We start from the raw sequence: 24,264 nt of genomic DNA, 5'->3' as shown, positions 1-24,264 counted from the left end.
CCGGGACGGGTTCGCACCACATACGCACTGCTCATCGTCGGGTCGGAGCACCGGATCGGGAGCGACGGCGACCCGACGTTGACACGTTCCTGACCCCGGCCGGCCGGCCGGGCGGCCGTCCCATCGTTCGCGCCGCGCAAGAGGGCAGGGTAGACATGGGGGTATGGCCCGAATCCGGGGCCGCTCCTGGGGCCTCTCGGGCCGCTGGTTCGATCGCCGGCGCCCGCAGCCCCGCCATGAGCGGCGAGAGGGGCGCCAAGGCTCGCGGGCGGCGTCCGCACGGCGGCTGCGACTGGTGGCGACCCGCAGCGTCGCCGGTCAGATGTTCCTGCTCCAGGTGCTGATCGTGCTGCTGCTCGTCGTGGCCGCCGTGGCCATCCTCCTCGTCCAGGCGCGCAGCGACCGCTTCCAGGCGGCGCGCGACCGCTCGCTCGCCGCCGCCGAGGCATTCGCCCACGCCCCCGGCCTGGTCGCCACGCTGGCCGGCCCCGACCCCAGCGCCGTACTCCAGCCCCTGACCGAGGCCGCCCGCAGAGAGGGCGGGGTCGACTTCATCGTGGTGACCGACCGCAACGGCCTCCGCTACACCCACCCCAAGCCGGAGCTGATCGGTAAGCACTTCATCGGCAACATCGGCCCATCCCAGGCCGGCCGCATCACCGTCGAGAGCGTCCACGGCCCGCTGGGCGAGGAGGTGCAGGCGGTCGTCCCGGTCGAGGACTCCCACGGCACGGTCGTCGGCCTCGTGTCGTCCGGGATCAAGGTCAGCGCCGTGAGCAGCGCCTTCGACCGCCAGCTGCCCGTCGTCCTCGGCGCCGGAGCCCTCGCGCTCGTCCTGGCGACGGGCGGCACGGCCCTGGTCACCAGGCGGCTGCGCCGCCAGACCCACGGCCTCGGCCCCACCGAGATGACCCGGATGTACGAACACCACGACGCGGTTCTCCACGCGGTCCGCGAGGGCGTGGTCATCGTCAGCGGCGACGGCCGCATCCTGCTCGCCAACGACGAGGCGCGCCGCCTCCTCGACCTCGCCCCCGACGTGGAGGGGCGCGAGGTCACCGGCCTGGGGCTCGACCCCCGGATGGCCGAGCTCCTCGTCTCCCGCCGGGTCGCCACCGACGAGGTCATCCCCTTCGGCGACCGGCTGCTCGCCGTGAACAACCGGCCCACCGACCGCGGCGGCGGCCCGCCCGGCAGCGTCGCCACCCTCCGCGACTCCACCGACCTCCAGGCGCTCGCCGGCAAGGCCGAGGTCGCCCGCGGCAGGCTGCGGCTGCTCTACGACGCGAGCCTGCTCATCGGCACCAGCCTCGACGTCCAGCGCACCGCCGAGGAACTCACCCAGGCGGCCGCCCCCCGGTTCACGGACTACGCCACCGTCGACCTCGCCGAGCCCGTGCTGCACGGCGAGGAGCCCCAGGCCGTGGGCACCGAGGCGCCGGAGCTGCGCCGGGTCGCCCTCACCGGCGTCACCGACGACCACCCCCTCTACCGCGCGGGCGAGCTGCACCGGTTCGCCGCGCCCACCCCGCAGGCCACCGGCTTCGTCAGCGGCCGTCCCGTGCTCGTACCGGACCTGGGGGCCGACGCGGGCTGGCGCACCCAGGACCGCGAGCGCACCCAGGAGATCCTGGACTACGGCTTCCACTCGCTCATCACCGTGCCGCTGAAGGCGCGCGGCGTCCTCATGGGCATCGCCAACTTCTGGCGCACCCGGCAGAGCGAGCCCTTCGAGGAGGACGACCTCTCCCTGGCCGAGGAGCTCGCGGCCCGGGCCGCCGTGTGCATCGACAACGCCCGCCGCTACACCCGCGAGCACGTCATGGCCGTCACCCTCCAGCACAGCCTGCTGCCGCGCGGCCTGCCCGAGCAGAACGCCCTCGACATCGGCTACCGCTATCTGCCCGCCCAGGCCGGGGTGGGCGGCGACTGGTTCGACGCCATCCCGCTGCCCGGCGCCCGCGTCGCCCTCGTCGTCGGCGACGTCGTCGGACACGGCCTGCACGCCGCCGCCACCATGGGCCGGCTGCGCACCGCCGTGCAGAACTTCTCCTCACTGGACCTGCCGCCCGAGGAGGTCCTGGGCCACCTCGACGAACTGGTGGGCCGCATCGACCAGGAGGTCGCCGAGGCGGGCGGCGAGGCCGCGATCGCGGGTGCCACCTGCCTCTACGCCATCTACGACCCGGTGTCCGGGACGTGCAGCCTGGCCCGCGCCGGGCACCCGCTGCCCGCGCTGGTGCGCCCCGACGGCACCGTGGAGTTCCCCGAGATGCCCGCGGGGCCGCCGCTCGGCCTGGGCGGCCTGCCCTTCGAGACCGTGGAGATCGACGTCCCCGAAGGCAGCAGCCTGGTGCTCTACACCGACGGCCTCATCGAGGACCGCACCCGGGACATCGACGTGGGCCTGGAGATCCTGAGCAGCACCCTGGCCGCGCCCGGCCGGACCCCGCAGGCGACCTGCGAGGCGGTGATCGCCGCGCTGCTGCCCGCCCGCCAGAGCGACGACATCGCCCTGCTCGTCGCCCGCACCCGCGTCCTGGAGCCCGACCGCATCGCGGAGTGGGAGCTGGCCTCGGACCCGGCGGTCGTGGCCGGGGCCCGCGCCGATGTCTCACGGAAGCTGGAGGAATGGGGCCTGGTCGAGACGGTGTTCACCACCGAGCTGATCCTCAGCGAGCTGATCACCAACGCCATCCGGCACGCCGACGGGCCGATCCGCGTACGGCTGCTCCGCGACCGCTGCCTGATCTGCGAGGTCTCCGACGCCAGCAGCACCTCGCCCCACCTGCGCTACGCCGCCGCCGAGGACGAGGGCGGCCGCGGCCTCTTCCTCGTGGCCCAGCTCGCCGACCGCTGGGGCACCCGCTACACCCCCGACGGCAAGGTCATCTGGGCCGAGCAGCCGCTGGCCTGACACGGCTCCTCCCCGGAGCGCGGCCAGGAGCGCCCCTGACGGGGCGCTCCTGCAATTCCCGGCCCGGCGGCTTCGCGCCGCGTCACGAAGGGGTGTGCGCGAGCTCCTCGCCGAGCTGCCGGGCGAGCTGGGCGGCGGTGGGGTTCTCGACGATGGCGACCATGGCGATCTCCAGCCCGGTCAACGCCATGAGGGTCTTGGTGAGTTCGAGGGCGGTGAGGGAGTTGAGGCCGTTCTCGAGGAAGTTGCTGTCGTCGGTGAGCGGGGTGTCGAGGATCGTGCTCGCCTGGGTGCGGACGAGGTCGGTGAGCAGCTTCTCGCGCTGCTCGGGGGTGGCCGCCGCGAGCTGCTGCTCGAACTCGGTGGTGCCGTGGTCCGGGGTGCTGGTCATGAAGGCTCCTGTGAGTCAGACGGTGGTGTGGTCGTGCAGCCAGTAGCGGGTGGTCCGGAAGGGGTATGTCGGGAGATCGACGGTGCGCGGCTCGGCGGCGTAGCGCAGGACCGGGGTCCAGTCGACGGTGGTGCCGGTGGTGTGGAGAGCGGCGAGCGCGGTCAGGAGCGCCGTGGTGGCGTCCTGCCCGCCGTCGAGCAGGGCGTGTGCCGTGGGGCCGGCCCCGGGTGAGCGGCCCAGGTGGAGCAGGGTGTGGGTGTCGGCGCCGGGGGAAGCGGCGGGGGGCGGGGAGTTGAGGTGGTGGTGCCAGTAGGCGGGCGTGGTGATCGTGGCGTCCGCCGGTGCGGTGCCGGCCAGCGTGAGCGTGGGGGGCCGGCACGTGACGTGTTCCAGGGCCGTGCGGTACGCCTCCGCGGTGGGCGGCCGGGTGGGGTCGGCGGTGGCCCGGTCGTGGGCGGCGGCCAGGCGGCACGCGTCGTCGAGGGTGAGGACGCCCGCGGCGTACGCGGCGGCGAGGTGGCCGACGCCCGCACCGCTGAGCGTGTGGGGACGGACCCCGGCTTCGAGGAGCAGCCGGGCGAGCGCGGTCTGCCGGGCGAAGAGACCGAGCCGGGTGTGGCCGGGGTCCGGGGACGGCAGATGGGCGGCGAGGAGGGCGCGGGCCTCGTCGAGGGCGGCGGCGAAGGCCGGGATGTGCGTGTGGGGTCCGGCGTCCGCCGATGCGGGCGCCTCGGCGCCGAAGTGCCAGGCCACCTTCTTCGGGGTGCTGTCGGGGACGCTCAGGGCCAGGCCGGGATGCCCGCCCCCGGCGGCCAGCGCCCTGGCGGCGGCGAGCAGTTGGGAGTGGTCGGCCCCGACGATGACGGCGCGGTGCTCGAAGGGCGTACGCGTGACGGCCAGGGAGTAGCCGACCTCGGCGGGGGCGGGCGCCGGGTCCATGGCGGTCAGCCGGGCGACCAGGGCCTGTGCCTGGGCCCGGAGGGCCTCGGGCGTACGGGCGGACAGGGGCCAGGCCACCGGGCGTGCGGACGGGGCGGGTTCACCCGGCGCCGTCTCCTCCGGTGCGGGTGCCTCCTCGATGATGAGGTGGGCGTTGGTGCCGGAGGTGGCGAACGCCGAGATGCCGGCGCGGCGCGGGCGGTCCCGGCGCGGCCAGTCGACCGGGTCGGTGAGCAGCCGCACCGCTCCCTTCTTCCACATGGCCAGCGGGGTGGGGCGGTCGACGTGGAGCGTGCGGGGAAGGGTGCCGTGCCGCAGGGCCTCGACCATCTTGATGAGCGCGGCGGTACCCGCGGCGCCCTGCGTGTGCCCGGTGTTGGACTTGACGGAGCCGAGCCACAGGGGCCGTTCCTGCGGGCGGCGGGCGCCGTAGGTGGCGATGAGGGCCTGGGCCTCGATGGCGTCGCCGATGGGGGTGCCCGTCCCATGGGCCTCGACCGCGTCGATCTCGTCCGGGGTGAGCTGGGCGTCGGCGAGGGCGGCCCGGATGACGTGCTGCTGGGAGGGGCCGTTGGGGGCGGCGAGACCGTAGGCGGCGCCGTCCTGGTTCAGGGCCGAGCCCCGGATGACGGCGAGCACCGGGTGGCCGTTGGCCCGGGCGTCGGAGAGGCGCTCCAGGAGGATCAGGCCGGCGCCCTCCGCCAGGCCCATGCCGTCCGCCGCCGCGGCGAAGGGCTTGCAACGCCCGTCGGCCGCGAGGGACTTCTGATGGGCGAAGGCGTGGAAGGTGTGGGGGGTGGACATGACGGTTCCCCCGCCGGCGAGCGCGAGCGCGCACTCGCCGCGGCGCAGCGCCTGACAGGCCAGGTGGATCGCGACCAGGGAGGACGAGCAGGCCGTGTCCACGGTGATCGCGGGGCCCTCCAGGCCGAGCGCGTAGGCGATCCGGCCGGAGACGAGGCTGCCGGAGGTGCCGCCGCCGAGGTAGGGCAGGAGCTCGTCGGGCGCGCTGTCCAGGCGGGTCGCGTAGTCGTGCCCGGTGGCGCCGACGTAGATGCCGGTGAGCGTGGAGCGCAGGGTGTGCGGGGCGATGCGGCCGCGCTCGACGGTCTCCCAGGCGAGCTGGAGCATGAGCCGTTGCAGGGGCTCGGTGGCCACGGCCTCGATGGGGCTGATGTCGAAGAAGCCCGCGTCGAAGCCGGCCGCGTCCGGGAGGAAGCCGCCGAGCTCGGCGTACGGGGGATCCTCGGGGACGTCCCAGGCTCGGTCGTCGGGGAAGCCGGTGACGGCGTCCCGCCCGGCGGCGACCAGCTCCCACAGGTCCTCGGGGGTGCGGGTCCCGCCGGGCAGCCGGCAGGACATCGCGACGACGGCCACCGGCTCGTGTCGCGCCGCCTTGAGGTCGCGCAGCTCCTGCTGCGCGCGATGCAGCTCCCCGGTGGTCCACTTGAGGTATTCGACCAGCTTCTCTTCGTTCGCCACGGAAATGATCAGCCTTCCTCGGTCGAGCATGAAGCCTCAAGCGGTGCCGTACGGTGCCGCAGCCAGGGTCGCCGCGCCCGCTTAAGCGGTTCTAACTCCCGCCTTGCCCACGGGCTTCGGGGTCAGCGGGCGGCGGAGACCGTGCCGGCCAGCCGGAGGAGGTCGGCGGCGACCTCGTCGGGGGCGTCGGCGTGCAGGTCGTGCTCGGAGCCGGGGTACCAGCGCACCCGCACCCGGTCCAGGGCGGCTTCGGCGGCGTCCACCCACGCGCGCACCTGGCCGGCGAGCTGGGGGATGGCCGGGACGACGGCCAGGAGCGCGACCGGCACGGTGATCCGCGGATACCAGTCGGCGGGGGACTCGCGCTGGAGGCTCTCGACGATCGACATGACCTGCGCCGCGGTCATGCGCGGGATCAGCAGGCCGTCCGGGCTGATGTGGTAGTCGGCCAGGCGTGCTTCCACGGCCGCGGGCGACCAGCCGGGGTGCGCGCCGCGGAGGTAGGCGCGCATGTCGGCGGCGCTGGTGGTGCCCTCCTGCGCGCGCCGCACGACATCGGCGGTGCGCTCCCAGAAGGCGCGCATCACCGGCCCGTCGAACTCGTACCAGCCGCCGTCGACCAGGACCAACCCGTCGACGAGGCGCGGGTGTTCGGCGGCCAGGCGCAGCGCCAGGTGCCCGCCCCAGGAGTGCCCGGCGACGAGGGCGTGCTCCAGCTCCAGGGCGGCGAACACGCCGGCCAGGTCGGTGACGACGGCGGCGTGCTCATAGCCGTCCGGCGGGGTGTCGGAGGCGCCGTGGCCGCGCTGGTCGACGGCGTAGACCGGGTGCCCGGCGGCCGCGAGGCGCTCGGCTACCTCGTCCCACATCCGGGCGTTCGACAGCAGGCCGTGCAGCAGGACGAAGGGTCTGCCCGCGGCTCCCGGCCCGGCCGCGGGCAGGTGCCGGACGTTCAGGGAGACGGTTTTCGACACGGGGATACGGAGGTTCTTCACAGGTGGGCCCTCGGTAGCGGGAAGGGGGCAGGGGCGCTGTGCGACGGCGACGGCATACGCGTCCCGGCGGGCGCGGATCCGCTCGGCGTGGCCGTCGTGGATCCCGGCGGTCTCGTGCGATGTCCGCCTGTTCCGGAGATCGAAGCCTGCCGTACGGAAAGGGGCCGGGGCAATCCCCGGCCTCGTGCGAGGGGTCCGCCCGCGACGGGGATTGCCCCCGCCGAAAAAATGAGAGTACGCTCCGACAAGACATTGAACTCTCGTTAGGAGGTGGACTCTCGTGTCAGCAGATCTGGGTGCGCGCAGGTGGTGGGCTGTCGGGGCTCTCGTGCTTGCGTCCCTGGTCGTGGGCTTCGATGTGACGATCCTGAGCCTGGCCCTGCCGGCCATGGCCGGTGACCTGGGCGCCAACAACGTCCAGCTGCAGTGGTTCGTCACGTCGTACACGCTGGTCTTCGCCGCCGGGATGATCCCGGCCGGTGTGCTCGGGGACCGCTACGGGCGCAAGAAGGTACTGCTCGCCGCCCTGGTGATCTTCGGCCTGGCCTCGCTGGCCTGCGCCTATTCCACGTCGTCGGGCACGTTCATCGCCGCGCGGGCGGTGCTCGGCCTGGGCGCCGCCCTGATCATGCCGACGACGCTGTCGCTGCTGCCGGTGATGTTCACCGACGAGGAGCGTCCCAAGGCGATCGGCGCGGTGGCGGGTGCGGCGATGCTGGCCTATCCGCTCGGCCCGATCCTGGGCGGCTACCTCCTCAACCACTTCTGGTGGGGAGCGGTGTTCCTGATCAACGTGCCGGTGGTGATCCTGGCCTTCCTGGCGGTCTCCGCCTGGCTGCCTGAGTCCAAGGCGTCGCAGGTCAAGCGGTTCGACGTGGGCGGCCTGGTGTTCTCCAGCGTGGGCCTGGCCGCGATGACCTACGGCGTGATCCAGGGCGGCGAGAAGGGCTGGACGGACGTCAGCACCCTGGCCCCGCTGCTCGGCGGCCTGCTCGCCGTCGTCGTCTTCGTGCTCTGGGAGAAGCGGGCGACCGATCCGCTGATCGATCTGTCGCTCTTCCGCTCGGCCCGCTTCACCTCGGGCACCCTGCTCGGCACGGTGATCAACTTCACCATGTTCGGTGTGCTGTTCACGATGCCGCAGTACTACCAGGCGATCCTGGGCACCGACGCGATGGGCAGCGGCTTCCGGCTGCTGCCGATGGTCGGCGGCCTGCTCGTGGGTGTCTCGATCGCCGGCAAGATCGCCAAGGCCATGGGGCCGAAGGCCGCGGTCGGCCTGGGCTTCGCCCTCCTCGCCGCCGCCCTGTTCTACGGCGGCACCACGGACACCGGCAGCGGCACCGGCCTCGCGGCCGCCTGGACCGCCGCCTACGGACTGGGCCTCGGCTTCGCCCTGCCCACCGCCATGGACGCGGCCCTCGGCGAGCTGTCCACGGAGAGCGCGGGCGTCGGCTCGGCCGTCAACCAGTCGATCCGTACGCTCGGCGGCAGCTTCGGCGCGGCCATCCTGGGATCCATCCTCAACTCCAGCTACCGCGGCAAGCTCGACGTCGGCGGCCTGCCCGAACGCGCGCAGGACGCGGTCAAGGACTCCGTCTTCGGCGGCCTGGCCGTGGCCCGCGCGGTGAAGTCCTCCGCGCTCGCCGACACGGTGCGCACCGCCTTCGTCCACGGCCTGGACGTCGTCCTGGTGGTCTCCGGCGGCCTCGGCCTGCTCGGTGTACTGCTCGCCGCGGTGATGCTGCCGCGCCATGTTGGTGATCGTGCCACCGAGCCCGCAAAATCTGAGCATGAAGCCGCAGACGCAGTCTGACCAGGCCAAACCGGTGCCTGGCCTGAGAGAACGCAAGAAGGCCAGGACCAAGGCCGCAATCCAGCGGGAGGCGGTGCGGTTGTTCAGGGAACAGGGCTACACGGCCACGACCATCGAGCAGATCGCCGAGGCCGCCGAGGTCGCTCCCAGCACCGTCTTCCGCTACTTCGCGACCAAGCAGGACCTGGTCTTCTCCCACGACTACGATCTGCCCTTCGCGATGATGCTCCAGGCGCAGTCGCCCGACCTCACGCCCATCCAGGCGGAGCGCCGGACGATCAGGTCGATGCTCAAGGACATCCCCGCCGAGGAACTGGCCCTCCAGCGCGAACGCTGGGTCCTCATCATCTCCGAGCCGGAGCTGTGGGGGGCCAGCCTCGGCAACATGAGCCGGACCATGGAGATCATGTCCGAGCAGGTGGCCAAGCGCGCGGGCCGCTCCCCGGGCGACGCCTCGGTCCGCGCCTACACCGGAGCGGTCTTCGGCGTGATGCTCCAGGTCTCGCTGGAGTGGGCGAAGAATCCTGAGATGGACTTCACCGAAGCCCTCGACGAAGCGCTGTTGTTCCTGGAGGACCTGCGGCCCTGACCGCGGTCCCCGGCACGGGGCGGGGCAGCCCCCCGCCCCCGACCGACTGCCGTACGCGGCGGAGCCCCCGCCTTCCGCGTACGGCGCCCCCGCGAGTCCCGACCTCCCCCGGCGGGACTCGCGGGGCCCCGGCCGGCCGTGCGCGGCTTCGATCCCCCGGCAGTCACGCAACGGTCCGCCCCTTGACGCGCCCCGCCCCCCGGCGGGGCGCGCCAGGGAGCACGGCCAGGCCCGTCAGCGGCCCGTACGGACCGCGGCCAGCGCGTCGGCGACGATGCCCGCCACCTGCTCCTGGCAGGCGTCGAGATAGAAGTGCCCGCCGGGCAGCACATGCAGCTCGAAGTCAGCGCTGGTGCGCTCCCGCCAGGTGGCCGCCTCCGCGGGCGAGGTCCGCCCGTCCGCGTCCCCGATCAGCGCCGTCACCGGACAGTCCAGCCGCTCCGGACCCGGCGGCTCGTAGGCGCCGACCGCCCGGTAGTCCGCCCGCAGCGCCGGCAGGATCAGGGCCTGCAACTCCTCGCTGGCGAAGAACCTCTCATCGGTCCCGCCCAGCGACCGCAGGTGCGCCAGGATGTCCCCGTCGCCGGGCAGTTCGTCCGGGCCCTCCGGCCGGTAGGGCCGCGCGATGCCGCCGGAGGCGAACAGCCGCACCGGGCTGCCGGGACCACCCGGATCCCGCAGCCGCCGCGCGACCTCGAAGGCCACGAGCGCGCCCATGCTGTGCCCGAACAGCGCGAACGGCTTGCCGTCCGCGGGCAGTTCGGCCACCACGGCGTCGGCCAGCCCCGCCACCGACTCCAGGCAGGGCTCACCGTGCCGGTCCTGCCGCCCCGGATACTGCACCGCCAGGACCTCGACATCGGGCGAGAGCAGACGCGAGAGACCGAAGAAATAGCTCGCCGAGCCGCCCGCGAACGGAAAGCACAGCAGCCGCACCGGCGCCCCCGCGCTCTCGTGGTACCGGCGCAACCACAGTCCGGCTCCCGTGCCCCACGCCTGCTGTATGCCCTTGTCCATGGCCCTCCCTCTCGTCCCGCCGTACCGCGGATCCTCCGCGCGACCGCTGCGGCCGGCCCGGCTCGCGCCCGGCGCACACCCGGTGCCGTACGCGCCCGATGCTGACCGGGACCCATAGCGGCGGACTAAAGCGGCAGGCGGCAAGGTGCGGTTTGGCTCCCCTTTAGAGACCCCGCTCACGATGAGCCCGGTACTCGAAGCGATCTCCGATTTCGGACCGGGAGCGCCGTTGATGTTGTGTGGCAGCCAGTTGTCCCCCCACCGATCGCACCTGACGTGACGGCCACCACGGGCCCCGGCGCCCGCCCCGAGCCCGTCGCCGTCGTCGGCATGGCCTGCCGCCTGCCCGGAGCGTCCGGCCCGGCCGCGTTCTGGCGGCTCCTGAGCGAGGGCCGCAGCGCCGTGCTCCCCAGCCCGCCCCCGCACCGGCAGGCGGACTCGGGCCTCACGGGACCGGGCGGCTTCCTGGACCGCGTCGACGGCTTCGACGCGGACTTCTTCCGCGTCAGCCCGCGCGAGGCCGTGGCGATGGACCCGCAGCAGCGGCTCCTCCTCGAACTGAGCTGGGAAGCGCTCGAGGACGCCGGGATCCGCCCGCCCACCCTGAGCGGCAGCCGCACCGGCGTCTTCGTCGGCGCGTTCTGGGACGACTACACCCACGTCCTGCGCCGTCAGGGGGACCGGGCCGTCACCCGGCACACCATGACCGGCGTGCACCGCAGCATCCTGGCCAACCGCATCTCGTACACCTACCACTTGACCGGCCCCAGCCTCACCGTGGACACCGCCCAGTCCTCCTCGCTGGTCGCCCTGCACCTGGCCTGCGAGAGCCTGCGCAACGGCGAGTCCGAGCTCGCTTTCGCCGGCGGGGTCAGCCTCATCTGCTCCCCGGAGTCCACCGAACTGGCCGCCGCCCGCTTCGGCGGCCTCTCGGCCACCGGCCGCTGCCACACCTTCGACGCCCGCGCCGACGGTTTCGTACGCGGCGAGGGCGGCGGCCTGGTGGTGCTCAAGCCGCTGGCGGCCGCGCGGCGCGACGGCGACACCGTCTACTGCGTGGTCCAGGGGAGCGCCGTCAACAGCGACGGCGCCACCGACGGCCTGACCCTGCCCAGCGGCCGGGCGCAGCAGGACGTGGTGCGCCTGGCCTGCCGGAGCGCCCGGGTGACCGCGGACCAGGTGCAGTACGTCGAACTGCACGGCACCGGCACCCCCGTCGGCGACCCCATCGAGGCCGCGGCCCTCGGCGCCGCGCTGGGCCGGGGCGGCGCACGCGCGACGCCCCTCGCCGTCGGCTCCGTCAAGACGAACGTCGGCCACCTCGAAGCCGCCGCCGGGATCACCGGGTTCATCAAGACGGCCCTGAGCATCCACCACCGCAAGCTCCCGCCGAGCCTGAACTTCGACACCCCCAACCCGGCCATCCCGCTCGCCGGCCTCGGCCTCGCCGTCCAGCGGCGGCTGAGCGACTGGCCGCGCCCCGAACAGCCCCTGGTCGCCGGGGTGTCGTCCTTCGGCATGGGCGGCACCAACGGGCACGTCGTCCTGGCCGCGGCCCCCGACCCGGAGACCGGCCCCGCCGCCGCGGCGGAGCCGCCCGCCACGTCGCTACCGGTGGCGTGGACCGTCAGCGCCCACAGCGCCCCCGCGCTCCGCGCCCAGGCCGGGCGGCTGCGCGACCACCTCGCCGCCCGCCCCGGCGCAAACGCCGCGGCCGTGGCGCACGCGCTGGCCACCGGCCGCGCGGCCCTGGCCCACCGCGCCGTACTCCTCGGCAGCGGCACCGGCGACCTGCTCGCCGCCCTCGACGCGCTCGCCGACGGCACGGACACCGCCTCCGTGGTGACAGGCGAGAGCGTCACCGACGGCAAGATCGCCCTGCTCTTCAGCGGCCAGGGCGCCCAACGCCCGGGCATGGGAAGGGAGTTGTACGGCGTCTTCCCCGTCTTCGCCGACGCCCTCGACGAGGCGTTCGCGGAGCTCGACGCCCACCTGGACCGCCCGCTGCGCGACATCGTCCTCGGCGATGGCCCGGGGCAGGACGCGCTCCTCGACCGGACGGCATACACCCAGCCCGCGCTCTTCGCGATCGAGACGGCCCTGTACCGCCTCGTGTCCTCCTTCGGCCTTGAGGCCGACTACGTGCTGGGCCACTCGGTCGGCGAGATCACCGCCGCGCACGTGGCCGGTGCCCTCTCGCTGCCGGACGCGAGCGCCCTGGTCGCCGCGCGCGGGCGTCTGATGCAGGCCGTACGGGCGGACGGCGCCATGGCCGCCTGGCAGGCCGGCGCGGACGAGGCCGCCGCCATGCTCGCCGGGCACGAACAGCGGGTCGCCCTCGCCGCGGTCAACGGCCCCCGCTCCGTCGTCGTCTCCGGCGACCGCGACACCGTCGAGGAACTGACCGCCGCCTGGCGGCAACGCGGCCGCAAGACCAGTCGGCTGAAGGTCAGTCATGCCTTCCACTCACCCCACATGGACCCGGTTCTCGACGAACTGCGCACCGTCGCCGCGGGGCTGACCTTCCGCGAACCGGTCATCCCGGTCATCTCCAACGTCACCGGCCTGCCGGTCACCGCCGCCGACCTGGCCCGCCCGGACTACTGGGCGGAGCACGCCCGCAGGCCCGTACAGTTCCTGTCCGGCATACGCCACCTGTGCGAGCGGGACGTGGCCACCTTCGTCGAACTGGGCCCCGACGCCCCGCTGTCCGCGATGGCCCGCGAGTGCTTCCCCGCCTCCGGTGCCCCGGGCCGCCCGCGCCCCACGGCGGTCGCGGTGTGCCGCAGAGGCCGCGCGGAGACCGCCACGCTGATGACGGCCCTCGCCCAGGCGTACACGCGCGGCGCCGACGTCGACTGCACCGCCGGGCGGGCCGCCCAGCGCCGTGGCACGCGGGTGAGCCTGCCGACCTACGCCTTCCAGCGCGAGCGCCACTGGCCCGACACGGAACCGGCGGCCACCCCGTCCGGCCCGCGGGAGACCGCCGTGCCACCGGCGGCCGCAGAGGCAGCGCTCGCCGCGCTCTCCGAGGCCGAACTCCTCGGCCTGGTCGGCCGGCAGGTGGCCGTCGTCCTCGGCGCCGCCCCCGGCGCGGTCGACACGGCGCGGACCTTCAAGCAGCTGGGCTTCGACTCCATGGCCGCCGCCGAGCTGAGCGAACGGCTCGGCACGGCGACCGGCCTCCCGCTGCCCGCCACGCTCACCTTCGACCACCCGACACCCCTGGCCGTCGCCGGCCACCTGCGCGCACTCCTCACCGGCACACCGGAACACACCACCCCGACGCCCACCCGCCAGGGCGGGGCCGACGCGGCCGAGGACCCGGTCGTCATCGTCGCCATGAGCTGCCGCTACCCCGGCGGCGGCGATTCGCCCGAGGGCCTGTGGCGACTGGTCGCCGAAGGCGGCGACGCCATCGGGGAGTTCCCCGGCGACCGCGGCTGGGACCTGGAGCGGCTCTTCCACACCGACAGCGACCGGTCCGGCACCAGCCACACCCGGCAGGGCGGATTCCTCTACGACGCGGCCGGCTTCGACGCCGAGTTCTTCGGCATCAGCCCGCGCGAGGCGCTGGCCGTCGACCCGCAGCAGCGGCTGCTCCTCGAATGCGCCTGGGAGGCGTTCGAGCGGGCCGGACTGGACCCGCACGCGCTCAAGGGCAGCCCCACGGGCGTCTTCGTCGGCATGACGGGGCAGGACTACGGACCCCGGCTGCACGAACCCTCGCAGTCCACCGACGGCTATCTGCTGACCGGCAGCACACCCAGCGTGGCCTCGGGCCGCGTGGCGTTCACGTTCGGCCTGGAGGGGCCCGCCCTCACGGTGGACACCGCGTGCTCGTCGTCCCTGGTCACACTCCATCTGGCGGCCCAGGCGCTGCGGCGCGGCGAGTGCGACCTGGCCCTGGCCGGGGGCGCCACGGTGCTTGCCACGCCGGGCATGTTCACCGAGTTCTCCCGGCAGCGCGGCCTGGCCCCCGACGGCCGCTGCAAGCCGTTCGCCGACGGCGCCGACGGCACCGGCTGGGCCGAGGGCGTCGGCCTCGTCCTCCTGGCGCGCCTCTCGGACGCACGCCGCCACGGGCATCGCGTCCTGGCGGTGGTCAAGGGGTCCGCCGTCAACCAGGACGGCGCCAGCAACGGCCTCACCGCACCCAACGGCCCCTCCCAGCAGCGCGTCATCCGCGCCGCCCTCGCCGACGCGCGGCTGTCCGCCGAGGACGTCGACGTGGTGGAGGCGCACGGCACGGGCACCACCCTGGGTGACCCGATCGAGGCCGGGGCGCTCCTCGCGACGTACGGCAAGGACCGGCCCGCGGACCGGCCGCTGTGGCTCGGCTCGGTCAAGTCGAACATCGGCCACACGCAGGCCGCCGCCGGTGTCGCCGGTGTGATCAAGATGGTGATGGCGCTGCGCCACGAGCTGCTGCCCGCCACCCTGCACGTGGACGAGCCGAGTCGGCACGTCGACTGGTCCTCGGGTGCCGTGCGGCTGCTCACCGAGCCGGTCGCGTGGTCGCGCGGCGCCCGCCCGCGCCGGGCCGGGATCTCCTCCTTCGGTATCTCCGGGACGAACGCGCATCTGGTCCTGGAGGAGGCCCCGCACGAGACGGCGCCGTACGCGGAGGCGGCCGCCCCGGTGGCGGACGGCGGTGCGGTGATCCCATGGGTGATCTCGGGGCTGACTCCGGACTCCCTGCGTGAACAGGCCCGCCGCTTGGCCTCTTTCGTGCGGGAATCGGCGTCCGTGACAGCCGCGGACGTGGGCTGGGCGCTGGCCTCGACACGGTCGGTGTTCGAGCACCGCGCCGTGGTGGTGGGGCAGGACCGCGCGGAACTCCTGGACAAGCTCGGCGCGCTCGCCGCGGGCGACACCCCCGCGGGCACGGCGGCGGGCGCTGTCGGGCCCGGTCCGGTGCTGGTGTTCCCGGGGCAGGGGTCGCAGTGGGTGGGTATGGGTGCTCAACTGCTTGACGAGTCGCCGGTGTTCGCGGCGCGGATCGCGGAGTGTGAGCGGGCGTTGTCGCCGTATGTGGACTGGTCGCTGGCCGGGGTGCTGCGTGGTGGTGGCGAGGAGCTGGCGCGGGTGGAGGTGGTGCAGCCCGTCCTGTGGGCGGTGATGGTCTCTCTCGCCGCGGTGTGGGCGGAGTACGGTGTCACGCCCGCTGCTGTGGTGGGGCATTCGCAGGGTGAGATCGCGGCTGCTTGTGTGGCGGGTGCGCTGTCGCTGGAGGACGGTGCGAAGGTCGTGGCGCTGCGCAGCCGGGCGTTGCGGGAGCTGTCCGGGGGCGGCGCGATGGCCTCGCTGGGGGCTGGGCGGGAGGAGGCGGCCGGGCTCATCGAGGGGTATGCGGGGGTGGGTGTCGCGGCGGTCAACGGGCCGTCCTCGACGGTGATCTCCGGGCCGCCCGAGGCGGTGGCCGCGGTCGTGGCCGAGGCGGAGGCGCGCGGGCTGCGGGCCCGTGTCATCGATGTGGACTACGCCTCCCACGGCCCCCAGGTCGACCTGATCACCGATGAACTGACCCGCGTCCTGGCCGGCGTCCGGCCCGTCGCCACGGACATCGCCTTCTACTCCACCGTGACCGCCGCCCGGATCGACACCACCGGCCTGGACACCGGCTACTGGGTCACCAATCTGCGGCAGCCCGTCCGCTTCGCCGACACCATCGAGGCCCTGCTCGCCGACGGCTACCGCGTCTTCGTCGAGGCCAGCCCCCACCCCGTGCTGACCCTCGGCATGGAGGAGACCATCGAGGCGGCCGACGCGGACGCCGTGACCGTGCCCACGCTGCGACGCGACGACGGCGGCCTGGCGCGCTTGGCGCAGTCGCTCGGCGACGCCTTCGGCGCGGGCTGCGCCGTCAGGTGGGCGCAGTGGTTCACGGCACCCGGCGCGCCCGCGCTCGACCTGCCGACGTACGCCTTCCAGCGCCACCGCTACTGGCTGGAGACACCCACCGGCGGCCAGGACGCCGCCGTCCTCGGCCTGGCACCGGCCGGGCACCCGCTGCTCGGCGCGGCCACCGAACTCGCCGACGGCGGCGTGCGCCTGCTCACCGGCCGGGTCGGCCGGCACAGCCACCCGTGGCTCGCCCAGCACACCCTCTTCGGCGCCGCCGTCGTTCCCGCCTCGGTCCTCACCGAGTGGGCGCTGCGGGCCGCCGACGAGGCCGGATGCGCGGGCGTCGACGACCTCACCTTCGAGACGCCGCTCGTGCTGCCCGAGACCGGGGGCGTCCAGGTGCAGATCGTCGTGGGCCCGGCCGACGACCGGGAAGGCCGGCGCGACCTCCACCTCTACGCCCGCCCCGACGAGGACGCGGCCCCCGGCGCGGGCACACCGTGGACCTGCCACGCGAGCGGCCAACTCGCCACCGAGGCCCCCGAACCGCCCGCCACCGCGGACAGCGCCTGGCCGCCCGCCGGTGCCGAACCCGTCGGCCTGGACGGCTTCTACGAAGACGCCGCCGCGTCCGGCGTCGGCTACGGACCCGTCTTCCAGGGGCTGCGCGCGATGTGGCGCCGTGGCTCGGATCTCTACGCGGAGGTGACGCTCCCTCAAGGAGCCGCAGAGACCGAAGGATTCGGTATTCATCCGGCCCTTCTCGACGCCGCGCTGCACCCCGCGCTGCTCGCCGGGCCTGTCGAGGCGGACCACGTGTGGCTCCCCTTCACGCTGACCGGGGTCTGCTTGTGGGCCACCGGTGCCACCTCCGCACGCGTCCACCTGTCGCCCGTCGACGGGCAGCGGGACGCACGGTCCGGCCGGACCTGGCAGGTCCGGGTGAGCGACCTCGCCGGGGCCGAGGTGCTCACGTGCGAGGGCCTGGTCCTGGTGGCGGCCGCGTCCCGGCAGCTGCGGGCCGTCGAAACGGCCGCCGCGCCGCCGCGCTCCCGCACCGCCCCGCACACCCCGGCCCGGCGCTCGGCTGCCAACCACCGCCCTCCCACCGACTGGTCGGACCGCCTGGCCCCCCTGTCCGCCGCGGAACAGCTCGGGGTGCTCATCGACTCCGTACGCACCCACGCCGCCGAGGTCCTCGGCCGCACCGACCCGGACGCGCTGCGCGGCGACGCCACGTTCAAACAGCTGGGCCTGGACTCGCTGACCGCCGTCGAGCTGCGCAACCGGCTCGTCGCGGACACCGGCCTGCGGCTGCCCACCGCCCTCGTCTTCCGCTACCCGACCCCCGCGGCCATCGCCGGCCACCTGCGCGAACGGCTGACCGGCCAGGACAGGGCGGGTGAGAGCGAGGCCCCGGCCGGCGCGCGGCCGGGGCCGCTCACCGCCGACACCGTCCTGAGCGGCCTGACCCGCGTGGAGAACGACCTGACCGCGATCGCCGCCCGCCTGCCCCACGGGGACGCGGGGGAGATCACCACCCGGCTCGAGGCGCTGCTGGCCCGGTGGAAGTCCACGAACGCCGCGGCGGACGGCGACAGCGCCGCCCACCGGCTCAAGGCCGCGTCCGCCGATCAGATCTTCGACTTCATCGACAACGAGCTGGGTGTCTCGCGCGACACCGCGCCCGCGAACCCCACTCCGAAGGCCGGGTGACCCCACATGCCGAGCGAAGAACAGCTGGTCGAGTATCTGCGCCGCGTGACCACGGAACTCCACGACACGAAGCAGCGCCTGCGCCAGGCCGAGGACCGCCACCAGGAACCGATCGCGATCGTCGGCATGGCCTGCCGCTTCCCCGGCGGCGTCGCCTCGCCCGAGGACCTGTGGGACCTGGTCGCCGCGGGCAAGGACGCCATCGAGGACTTCCCCGCCGACCGCGGCTGGGACCTCGACGCGCTCTACCACCCCGACCCCGCCCACTACGGCACGAGCTACGTCCGGCACGGCGGGTTCGTGGACGACGCGTGCTCCTTCGACGCCGACTTCTTCGGCATCAGCCCGCGCGAGGCGCTGGCCATGGACCCGCAGCAGCGGATGATGCTGGAGACCTCCTGGGAGCTGTTCGAGCGCTCCGGCATCGACCCCGCCACGCTCAAGGGCAGCCGCACCGGTGTCTACGCCGGGGTGTCGAGCGAGGACTACATGTCCCAACTGCCCCGCATCCCGGAGGGCTTCGAAGGGCACGCCACCACCGGCAGCCTCACCAGCGTCATCTCCGGGCGGGTCGCCTACACGTACGGGCTGGAGGGCCCGGCGGTCACCGTCGACACGGCCTGCTCCGCCTCCCTCGTGGCCATCCACCTGGCCGCCCAGGCGCTGCGCCAGCGCGAGTGCGACCTCGCCGTCGCGGGTGGTGTGCTCGTGCTGTCCAGCCCGCTGATGTTCACCGAGTTCTGCCGCCAGCGTGGCCTCGCCCCGGACGGGCGCTGCAAGCCGTTCGCCGCGGCCGCCGACGGCACCGGATTCTCCGAGGGGATCGGCCTGATCCTCCTGGAGCGCCTCTCCGACGCCCGCCGCAACGGCCACGACGTCCTCGCCGTCGTCCGGGGCTCGGCCGTCAACCAGGACGGCGCCAGCAACGGCCTCACCGCGCCCAACGACGCCGCGCAGGAGAACGTCATCCGCGCCGCCCTGGCCAACGCCCGGCTGACCCCCGCCGAGGTGGACGCCGTCGAGGCGCACGGCACCGGCACGAAGCTCGGCGACCCCATCGAGGCCGGGGCCCTGCTCGCCACCTACGGACGCCACCGCGACCGGCCCCTCCTGCTCGGCTCGCTCAAGTCCAACATCGGCCACACCCACGCCACCGCGGGCGTCGCCGGCGTCATCAAGACCGTCATGGCGATCCGGCACGGCGTCGTGCCCGCGACCCTCCACGTCGAGGAGCTCAGCCCGCACGTCGACTGGGACACCGGAGCGGTCGAGGTCGTCACCGAGCCCACCGTGTGGCCGGACACCGGCCACCCGCGCCGCGCGGGCGTCTCCGCCTTCGGTATCTCGGGCACGAACGCGCATCTGATCCTGGAGGAGGCGCCGCTGCCGGTGGAGCGGGAAGCGCCGCGGCTCGCGCCGGGTGCGGTGGTGCCGTGGGTCGTCTCTGCCCGTACGGCGGACGCCCTGCGTGAGCAGGCCCGTCGGCTGGGCGCGTTCCTCGCCGGGGACGCCGAAGCCACCGTGACGGAGATCGGCTGGTCGCTGGCCACGACGCGGTCGGTGTTCGAGCACCGGGCCGTGGTGGTGGGACACGACCACGCCGAGGCCGCCGCCGGTCTGGAGGCGCTGGCGGCCGGCCAGGTGACCGCGGACGTGGTGTCCGGGGTGGCCGGAGAAGCGGGACCCGGTCCGGTGTTGGTCTTCCCGGGGCAGGGGTCGCAGTGGGTGGGCATGGGTGCTCAACTGCTTGATGATTCGCCGGTGTTCGCGGCGCGTATTGCCGAGTGTGAGCGGGCGTTGTCGCCGTATGTGGACTGGTCGCTCACCGACGTCCTGCGGGGTGATGGTGGCGAGTTGTCGCGGGTGGAGGTCGTGCAGCCCGTTCTGTGGGCGGTGATGGTGTCGCTGGCCGCTGTCTGGGCCGACTGTGGTGTGACTCCGGCTGCGGTGATCGGTCATTCCCAGGGTGAGATGGCTGCCGCGTGTGTGGCCGGTGCGTTGTCGTTGGAGGATGCGGCGCGGATTGTCGCTGTGCGCAGTGATGCTCTGCGGCAGTTGGCCGGGCGTGGTGCGATGGCTTCGCTCGGTGTGGGCCGGGAGTTGGCTGCCGAGCTCATCGACGGCCACGCCGGGGTGGGCGTCGCGGCGGTGAACGGCCCGTCGTCGACGGTCATTTCGGGTCCGCCGGAGCGGGTGGCGGCCGTGGTCGCGGAGGCGGAGGCGCGTGGTCACAGGGCGCGGCTCATCGATGTGGATTATGCCTCGCACGGGCCGCAGGTCGATGAGATCGCGGATCTGCTGACCGAGCGTTTGAACGGCATCGAGCCACACGCTACCGATGTGGCGTTCTACTCCACGGTCACCGCCGAGCGGATCGACACCGGCATCCTGACCACCGACTACTGGGTCACCAACCTCCGGCAGCCGGTCCGTTTCGCCGACACGGTCGAGGCCCTCCTCGCGGACGGCTACCGCGTTTTCATCGAGGCCAGTCCGCACCCGGTCCTGAATCTGGGGATGGAGGAGACCATCGAGAAGGCGGACGTCCCCGCCATGGTGGTGCCCACTCTGCGCCGTGATCACGGTGACAGCGCCCAGCTCGCCCGTGCCGTCGCGCAGGCGTTCACGGCCGGTGTCGAGGTCGACTGGCGGCGTTTCTTCCCGGCCGAGCCGACCCCTCGTACCGTCACCCTGCCCACCTACGCCTTCCAGCACCAGCGTTACTGGCTGGCCGACACCGCGGCCAGGGCGGGTGCCGCCGATGGCGTCCGGGGCGGGGCGGGGCACGCGCTGCTGCCCACCGCGGTCGCGCTGGCCGACGGGGGAGTGGTGCTCGACGGCCGGATCTCCGCCAAGGGCGGCGGGTGGCTGAGCGGGCATGAGGTGGCCGGAACGGTACTGGTGCCGGGCGCGGCCCTGGTGGAGTGGGTGCTCCGGGCCGCCGACGAGGCGGGCTGTCCCACCCTGGAGGAGCTGACGCTCCAGGCGCCGCTCGTGCTCCCCGCTTCCGGGAGCGTCGACGTCCAGGTCGTCGTGGACGCGCCCGACGCGCAGGGCCGGTGTGACGTACGCGTGTACTCGCGCCCGGAGCAGGCCGCCACGGCATGGGTGTGCCACGCCGTCGGCGAGCTGGGGCGCGAGTCGGCCGAGCGGCCGTCCCGGCAGGCCGGGCAGTGGCCGCCGGCGAGTGCCGATCCGGTGGACGTGAGCGGTTTCTACGAGCGGGTCGCCGCCGCGGGATACGCGTACGGCCCGGCGTTCCAGGGGCTGCGGGCGCTGTGGCGGCACGGTGACGACCTGCTCGCCGAGGTGGAGCTGCCCGAACAGGCCGGTGACGCGGGCGGGTTCGGCATCCACCCCGCGCTCCTCGACGCCGCCTTGCACCCGCTGCTGCTCGCCGACCGTTCCGAGGACGGGCGGGTGCTGCTGCCGTTCACCTGGAGCGGTGTCTCGCTGTGGGCCACCGGGGCCACCGCCGTGCGGGTGCGGCTCTCCGGGCTGAGCGGGGGCGCCGAGGAGACGGTGCGCGTGACCGTGACCGATCCCGCGGGCGGACCGGTGGTGGACGTGGCGGCGCTGCGGCTGCGGGCCGCGAGCGCCCAGCAGGTGCGGGCGGCCGCGGCGCCGGGCGCGGACGGGCTCTACGAGCTGCGGTGGACGCCGCTGTCCCTGCCGAGCGCGGACGGCGAAGCCACCGGCTCCGTGGCCCTGGGCGATCTCGACCTCTGCGTGGACCGCTACCCGGACGTGGGCGCGCTCGTCGACGCTGCCGCCCCGGGAACTCCCGTGCCCGACCTCGTGTTCGCGGCCGTGGACACCCCAGCCGGGGACGAACTGCACGTCACCGAGCGGGCGTTGGGTCTCGTACGGGAATTCCTGGCCGCGCCGGACCTGGAGCCGGCCCGGCTGGTGCTCGTGACCCGGGGCGCGGTGGACGCCACCGATCCGGCCGACGGTGCCGGCCTGCCGGGCGATCCGGACCTGGCGGGCGCCGCCGTGTGGGGGCTCGTGCGCAGCGCCCAGTCGGAGAACCCGGGCCGCTTCGTCCTGCTCGATACCGACGCGCCGCCCGCCCGCGACACCCACGACGCCGTCGCCGGCTTGGTGCGGGCCGCGGTGGGCGCGGACGAGCCGCAGCTCGCCCTGCGGGGCGGCCGGGCGTTCGTCCCCCGGTGGGAGCGGGTGACCGGGACCGCCGAGCTCGCCGCGCCGCCCGGAGAGCGGGCCTGGCGCCTCGTCGGCGGTTCCTCCGGAACGCTGGACGCCGTCACGGCGGTGGCGTGCGAGGACGCGCTGCGGCCGCTGGAAGAGGGACAGGCCCGTATCGCCGTGCACGCCGCGGGCGTCAACTTCCGCGATGTGCTGATCGCGTTGGGCATGTACCCGGACCCGGGCGCCCTGCCGGGCACGGAAGCCGCCGGTGTGGTCACCGAGGTCGGCCCCGGTGTCGCGCGCGTGGCGGTCGGCGACCGTGTGATGGGCATGCTGGACGGCGCGTTCGGGCCGTGGGCCGTCGCCGACGCGCGAACGCTGGCCCCCGTCCCGCGAGGCTGGGACATGCGGGAGGCCGCCGCCGCCCCGGCCGCGTTCCTGACGGCCTGGTACGGCCTGGTGGAACTGGCCCGCCTGCGGGCCGGGGAGTCGGTGCTGATCCACGCCGCGACCGGCGGGGTGGGGATGGCGGCGGTACGCATCGCCCGCCACCTGGGCGCCGAGGTGTACGCCACGGCGAGCCCCGCCAAGCACGGCCTGCTGGAGGAGATGGGTATCGACGCCGCCCACCGGGCCTCCTCGCGCGACGCCGGCTTCGAGGAGTCGGTCCGGCGGGCGACCGGCGGGCGCGGCGTGGACGTCGTGCTCAACAGCCTCACCGGTGAACTCCTCGACGCCTCCCTGCGGTTGCTGGGCGACGACGGCCGGTTCCTGGAGATGGGCAAGACCGACGTACGCGACCCCGAGGCCGTCGCACTGGAGCACCCCGGCATCGCGTACCACGCCTTCGACCTGGTCGCCGACACCGGCGCCGAACGGCTCGGCGGGATGCTCGACCGCCTCGGTGAGCTGTTCGCGTCCGGCGGGCTGGAGCCGCTGCCGGTCAGCGCCTGGCCGCTCGGCCGGGCGCGGGAGGCGTTCCGGTTCATGAGCCGGGCGCAGCACACCGGCAAGCTGGTGTTCGACGTGCCCGCACCGCTCGACCCGGACGGCACCGTCCTGATCACCGGAGGCACCGGCACCATCGGAGCCGCGGTCGCCGAACACCTGGCGCGCACGGGGGAGAGCGGCCATCTGCTGCTGGTCAGCCGTCGCGGACCCGACGCCGACGGCGCTCCCGAACTCGCCGCGCGACTCGCCGCACTGGGCGCCGAGGCCACCTTCGTGGCGGCCGACGTGAGCGCGCCCGGGGCCGTGGCCGAGCTGCTCGCCGGCATCGACCCGGCGCATCCGCTGACCGGCGTCGTGCACGCGGCCGGGGCGCTCGACAACGCCCTGATCGGTTCCCAGGACCCCGAGCGCCTCGCCCGGGTGTGGCAGGCCAAGGCCGCCGCCGCGCGGTACCTCCACGAGGCGACGGAGGGGGCGAGGCTCGGGATGTTCGTCATGTTCTCCTCCTTCGCCTCCACCCTCGGCACCCCCGGCCAGGCCAACTACGCGGCCGCCAACGCCTATTGCGACGCCCTCGCCCGGCACCGGCGGGCCCGTGGCCTGCCGGGCCTGTCCGTGGCGTGGGGACTGTGGGAGGCGGTGAGCGGCCTCACCGGGACGCTGTCCGCGGCGGACCGGGCCCGCATCGACCGCTACGGCATCCGGCCCACCAGCGCGGCGAAGGGCTGTGCCCTGCTGTCCGCAGCCCGCGCCCACGGCCGCCCCGACCTGCTCGCCCTGGACCTCGACGCCCGGGTGCCCGCCGCCTCGCAGACGGCCGTTCCCGTCGTGCTGCGCGCACTCGCCGCTGCCGGAGCACCCACCACCTCCCGGCCCACGGCCGCCGCCGGCGACGCGGCCGACTGGCCCGGCAGGCTCGCCGCCCTGACCGGCGAGGAGCGGCTGGAGCTGCTGACCGACCTGGTGCGCACCCACGCCGCAGGCGTGCTCGGCCACGCCGACCCCGGGACGGTGCAGGTGGACACGCGGTTCAAGGAGCTCGGCTTCGACTCCCTGACCGCCGTCGAGCTGCGCAACCGGCTCGCCGCCGCCACCGGCCTGAAGCTGCCCGCCGCCCTGGTCTTCGACTACCCGCAGGCCCGGGTGCTCGCCGCCCACCTCGTCGAGCGGCTCGCCCCCGAGGGCGCGCCCGCCGCGACGGACGACATCACCGCCCAGGTCCTGCGGGAGGTGGCGCGCGTCGAGCACACCCTGTCCGCGGCCGTGGAGCGGGACCTCGACCGGGCGGCGGTCGTGGCACGGCTGGAGGCGCTCCTCGCGCGGTTCGCGGCGGCAGCGCCCGACGCCGCCGTGGACCACCTGGAGGCCGCCACCGCCGAGCAAGTGCTGGACTTCATCGACAACGAACTGGGGGTGTGAGGCGAGTGCACGCCGAACACCTCGCGACCACCC

General features: G+C 74.3%; 9 protein-coding genes. 5 read left to right on the top strand and 4 right to left on the bottom strand.

Translation table 11 applies throughout. The features are described from left to right. Nucleotides 1-163: 163 nt before the first annotated feature. Nucleotides 164-2,917: a SpoIIE family protein phosphatase gene (locus ACZ4A5_RS16680; protein ID WP_467583600.1), complete on the top strand. Its 2,754-nt coding sequence runs from the start codon at nt 164-166 to the stop codon at nt 2,915-2,917. Nucleotides 2,918-2,999: 82 nt separating this feature from the next. Here the strand turns inward: ACZ4A5_RS16680 and ACZ4A5_RS16675 are convergent, their stop codons facing one another. The 3 genes from ACZ4A5_RS16675 to ACZ4A5_RS16665 all read right to left on the bottom strand — a co-directional run bounded on the left by ACZ4A5_RS16675 (nt 3,000) and on the right by ACZ4A5_RS16665 (nt 6,703). After that, complete coding sequence (locus tag ACZ4A5_RS16675) at nt 3,000-3,308, bottom strand: acyl carrier protein (protein WP_467583597.1); 309 nt, start codon at nt 3,306-3,308, stop codon at nt 3,000-3,002. A gap of 15 nt (nt 3,309-3,323) precedes the next feature. After that, nucleotides 3,324-5,729, bottom strand: a complete 2,406-nt coding sequence (locus tag ACZ4A5_RS16670; protein ID WP_467583594.1) for a type I polyketide synthase — start codon at nt 5,727-5,729, stop codon at nt 3,324-3,326. 122 nt (nt 5,730-5,851) lie between these two features. Continuing rightward, nucleotides 5,852-6,703 carry an alpha/beta fold hydrolase gene (locus ACZ4A5_RS16665; protein ID WP_467583592.1) on the bottom strand — a complete coding sequence of 284 codons (852 nt, stop codon included), beginning with the start codon at nt 6,701-6,703 and terminating at the stop codon, nt 5,852-5,854. 301 nt (nt 6,704-7,004) lie between these two features. On the opposite strand from ACZ4A5_RS16665, the gene ACZ4A5_RS16660 reads away from it, so the two are divergent. Next, nucleotides 7,005-8,540 (top strand): DHA2 family efflux MFS transporter permease subunit, encoded by a 1,536-nt coding sequence (locus ACZ4A5_RS16660; RefSeq protein ID WP_467583590.1) that lies wholly within the window; start codon nt 7,005-7,007, stop codon nt 8,538-8,540. Beyond that, nucleotides 8,518-9,129, top strand: coding sequence for a TetR/AcrR family transcriptional regulator (locus ACZ4A5_RS16655; protein ID WP_467583588.1), 612 nt, complete (start codon nt 8,518-8,520; stop codon nt 9,127-9,129). The genes ACZ4A5_RS16660 and ACZ4A5_RS16655 overlap by 23 nt, the downstream gene beginning before the upstream one ends. Before the next feature lie 234 nt (nt 9,130-9,363). Here ACZ4A5_RS16655 and ACZ4A5_RS16650 read toward each other — a convergent pair whose 3' ends face one another. After that, nucleotides 9,364-10,146 (bottom strand): thioesterase II family protein, encoded by a 783-nt coding sequence (locus ACZ4A5_RS16650; RefSeq protein WP_467583585.1) that lies wholly within the window; start codon nt 10,144-10,146, stop codon nt 9,364-9,366. 276 nt (nt 10,147-10,422) lie between these two features. Here ACZ4A5_RS16650 and ACZ4A5_RS16645 point away from each other — a divergent pair, with 276 nt between their 5' ends. Both ACZ4A5_RS16645 and ACZ4A5_RS16640 read left to right on the top strand, forming a co-directional pair. After that, the gene (locus tag ACZ4A5_RS16645) at nt 10,423-17,709 is read left to right on the top strand and encodes a type I polyketide synthase (RefSeq protein ID WP_467583582.1); all 7,287 of its coding nucleotides are present in this window, start codon (nt 10,423-10,425) and stop codon (nt 17,707-17,709) included. A 45-nt stretch (nt 17,710-17,754) separates the two neighbouring features. Beyond that, entirely contained in the window at nt 17,755-24,231 is a 6,477-nt protein-coding gene (locus ACZ4A5_RS16640) for a type I polyketide synthase (RefSeq protein WP_467583838.1), read from the top strand. The last annotated feature ends 33 nt before the right edge of the window (nt 24,232-24,264 follow it).

The sequence above is a fragment of the Streptomyces sp. NPDC025618 genome, from assembly GCF_055558795.1.
The sequence above is the reverse complement of the archived record's forward strand: the minus strand, read 5'-3'. Positions and strand labels throughout refer to the sequence as shown.

Bases quoted from the DNA above. Each gene is read 5' to 3' on its own strand.
- ACZ4A5_RS16680 (WP_467583600.1), top strand. From the start codon at position 164: ATGGCCCGAATCCGGGGCCGCTCCTGGGGCCTCTCGGGCCGCTGGTTC.
- ACZ4A5_RS16675 (WP_467583597.1), bottom strand. From the start codon at position 3,308: ATGACCAGCACCCCGGACCACGGCACCACCGAGTTCGAGCAGCAGCTC.
- ACZ4A5_RS16655 (WP_467583588.1), top strand. From the start codon at position 8,518: ATGAAGCCGCAGACGCAGTCTGACCAGGCCAAACCGGTGCCTGGCCTG.
- ACZ4A5_RS16650 (WP_467583585.1), bottom strand. From the start codon at position 10,146: ATGGACAAGGGCATACAGCAGGCGTGGGGCACGGGAGCCGGACTGTGG.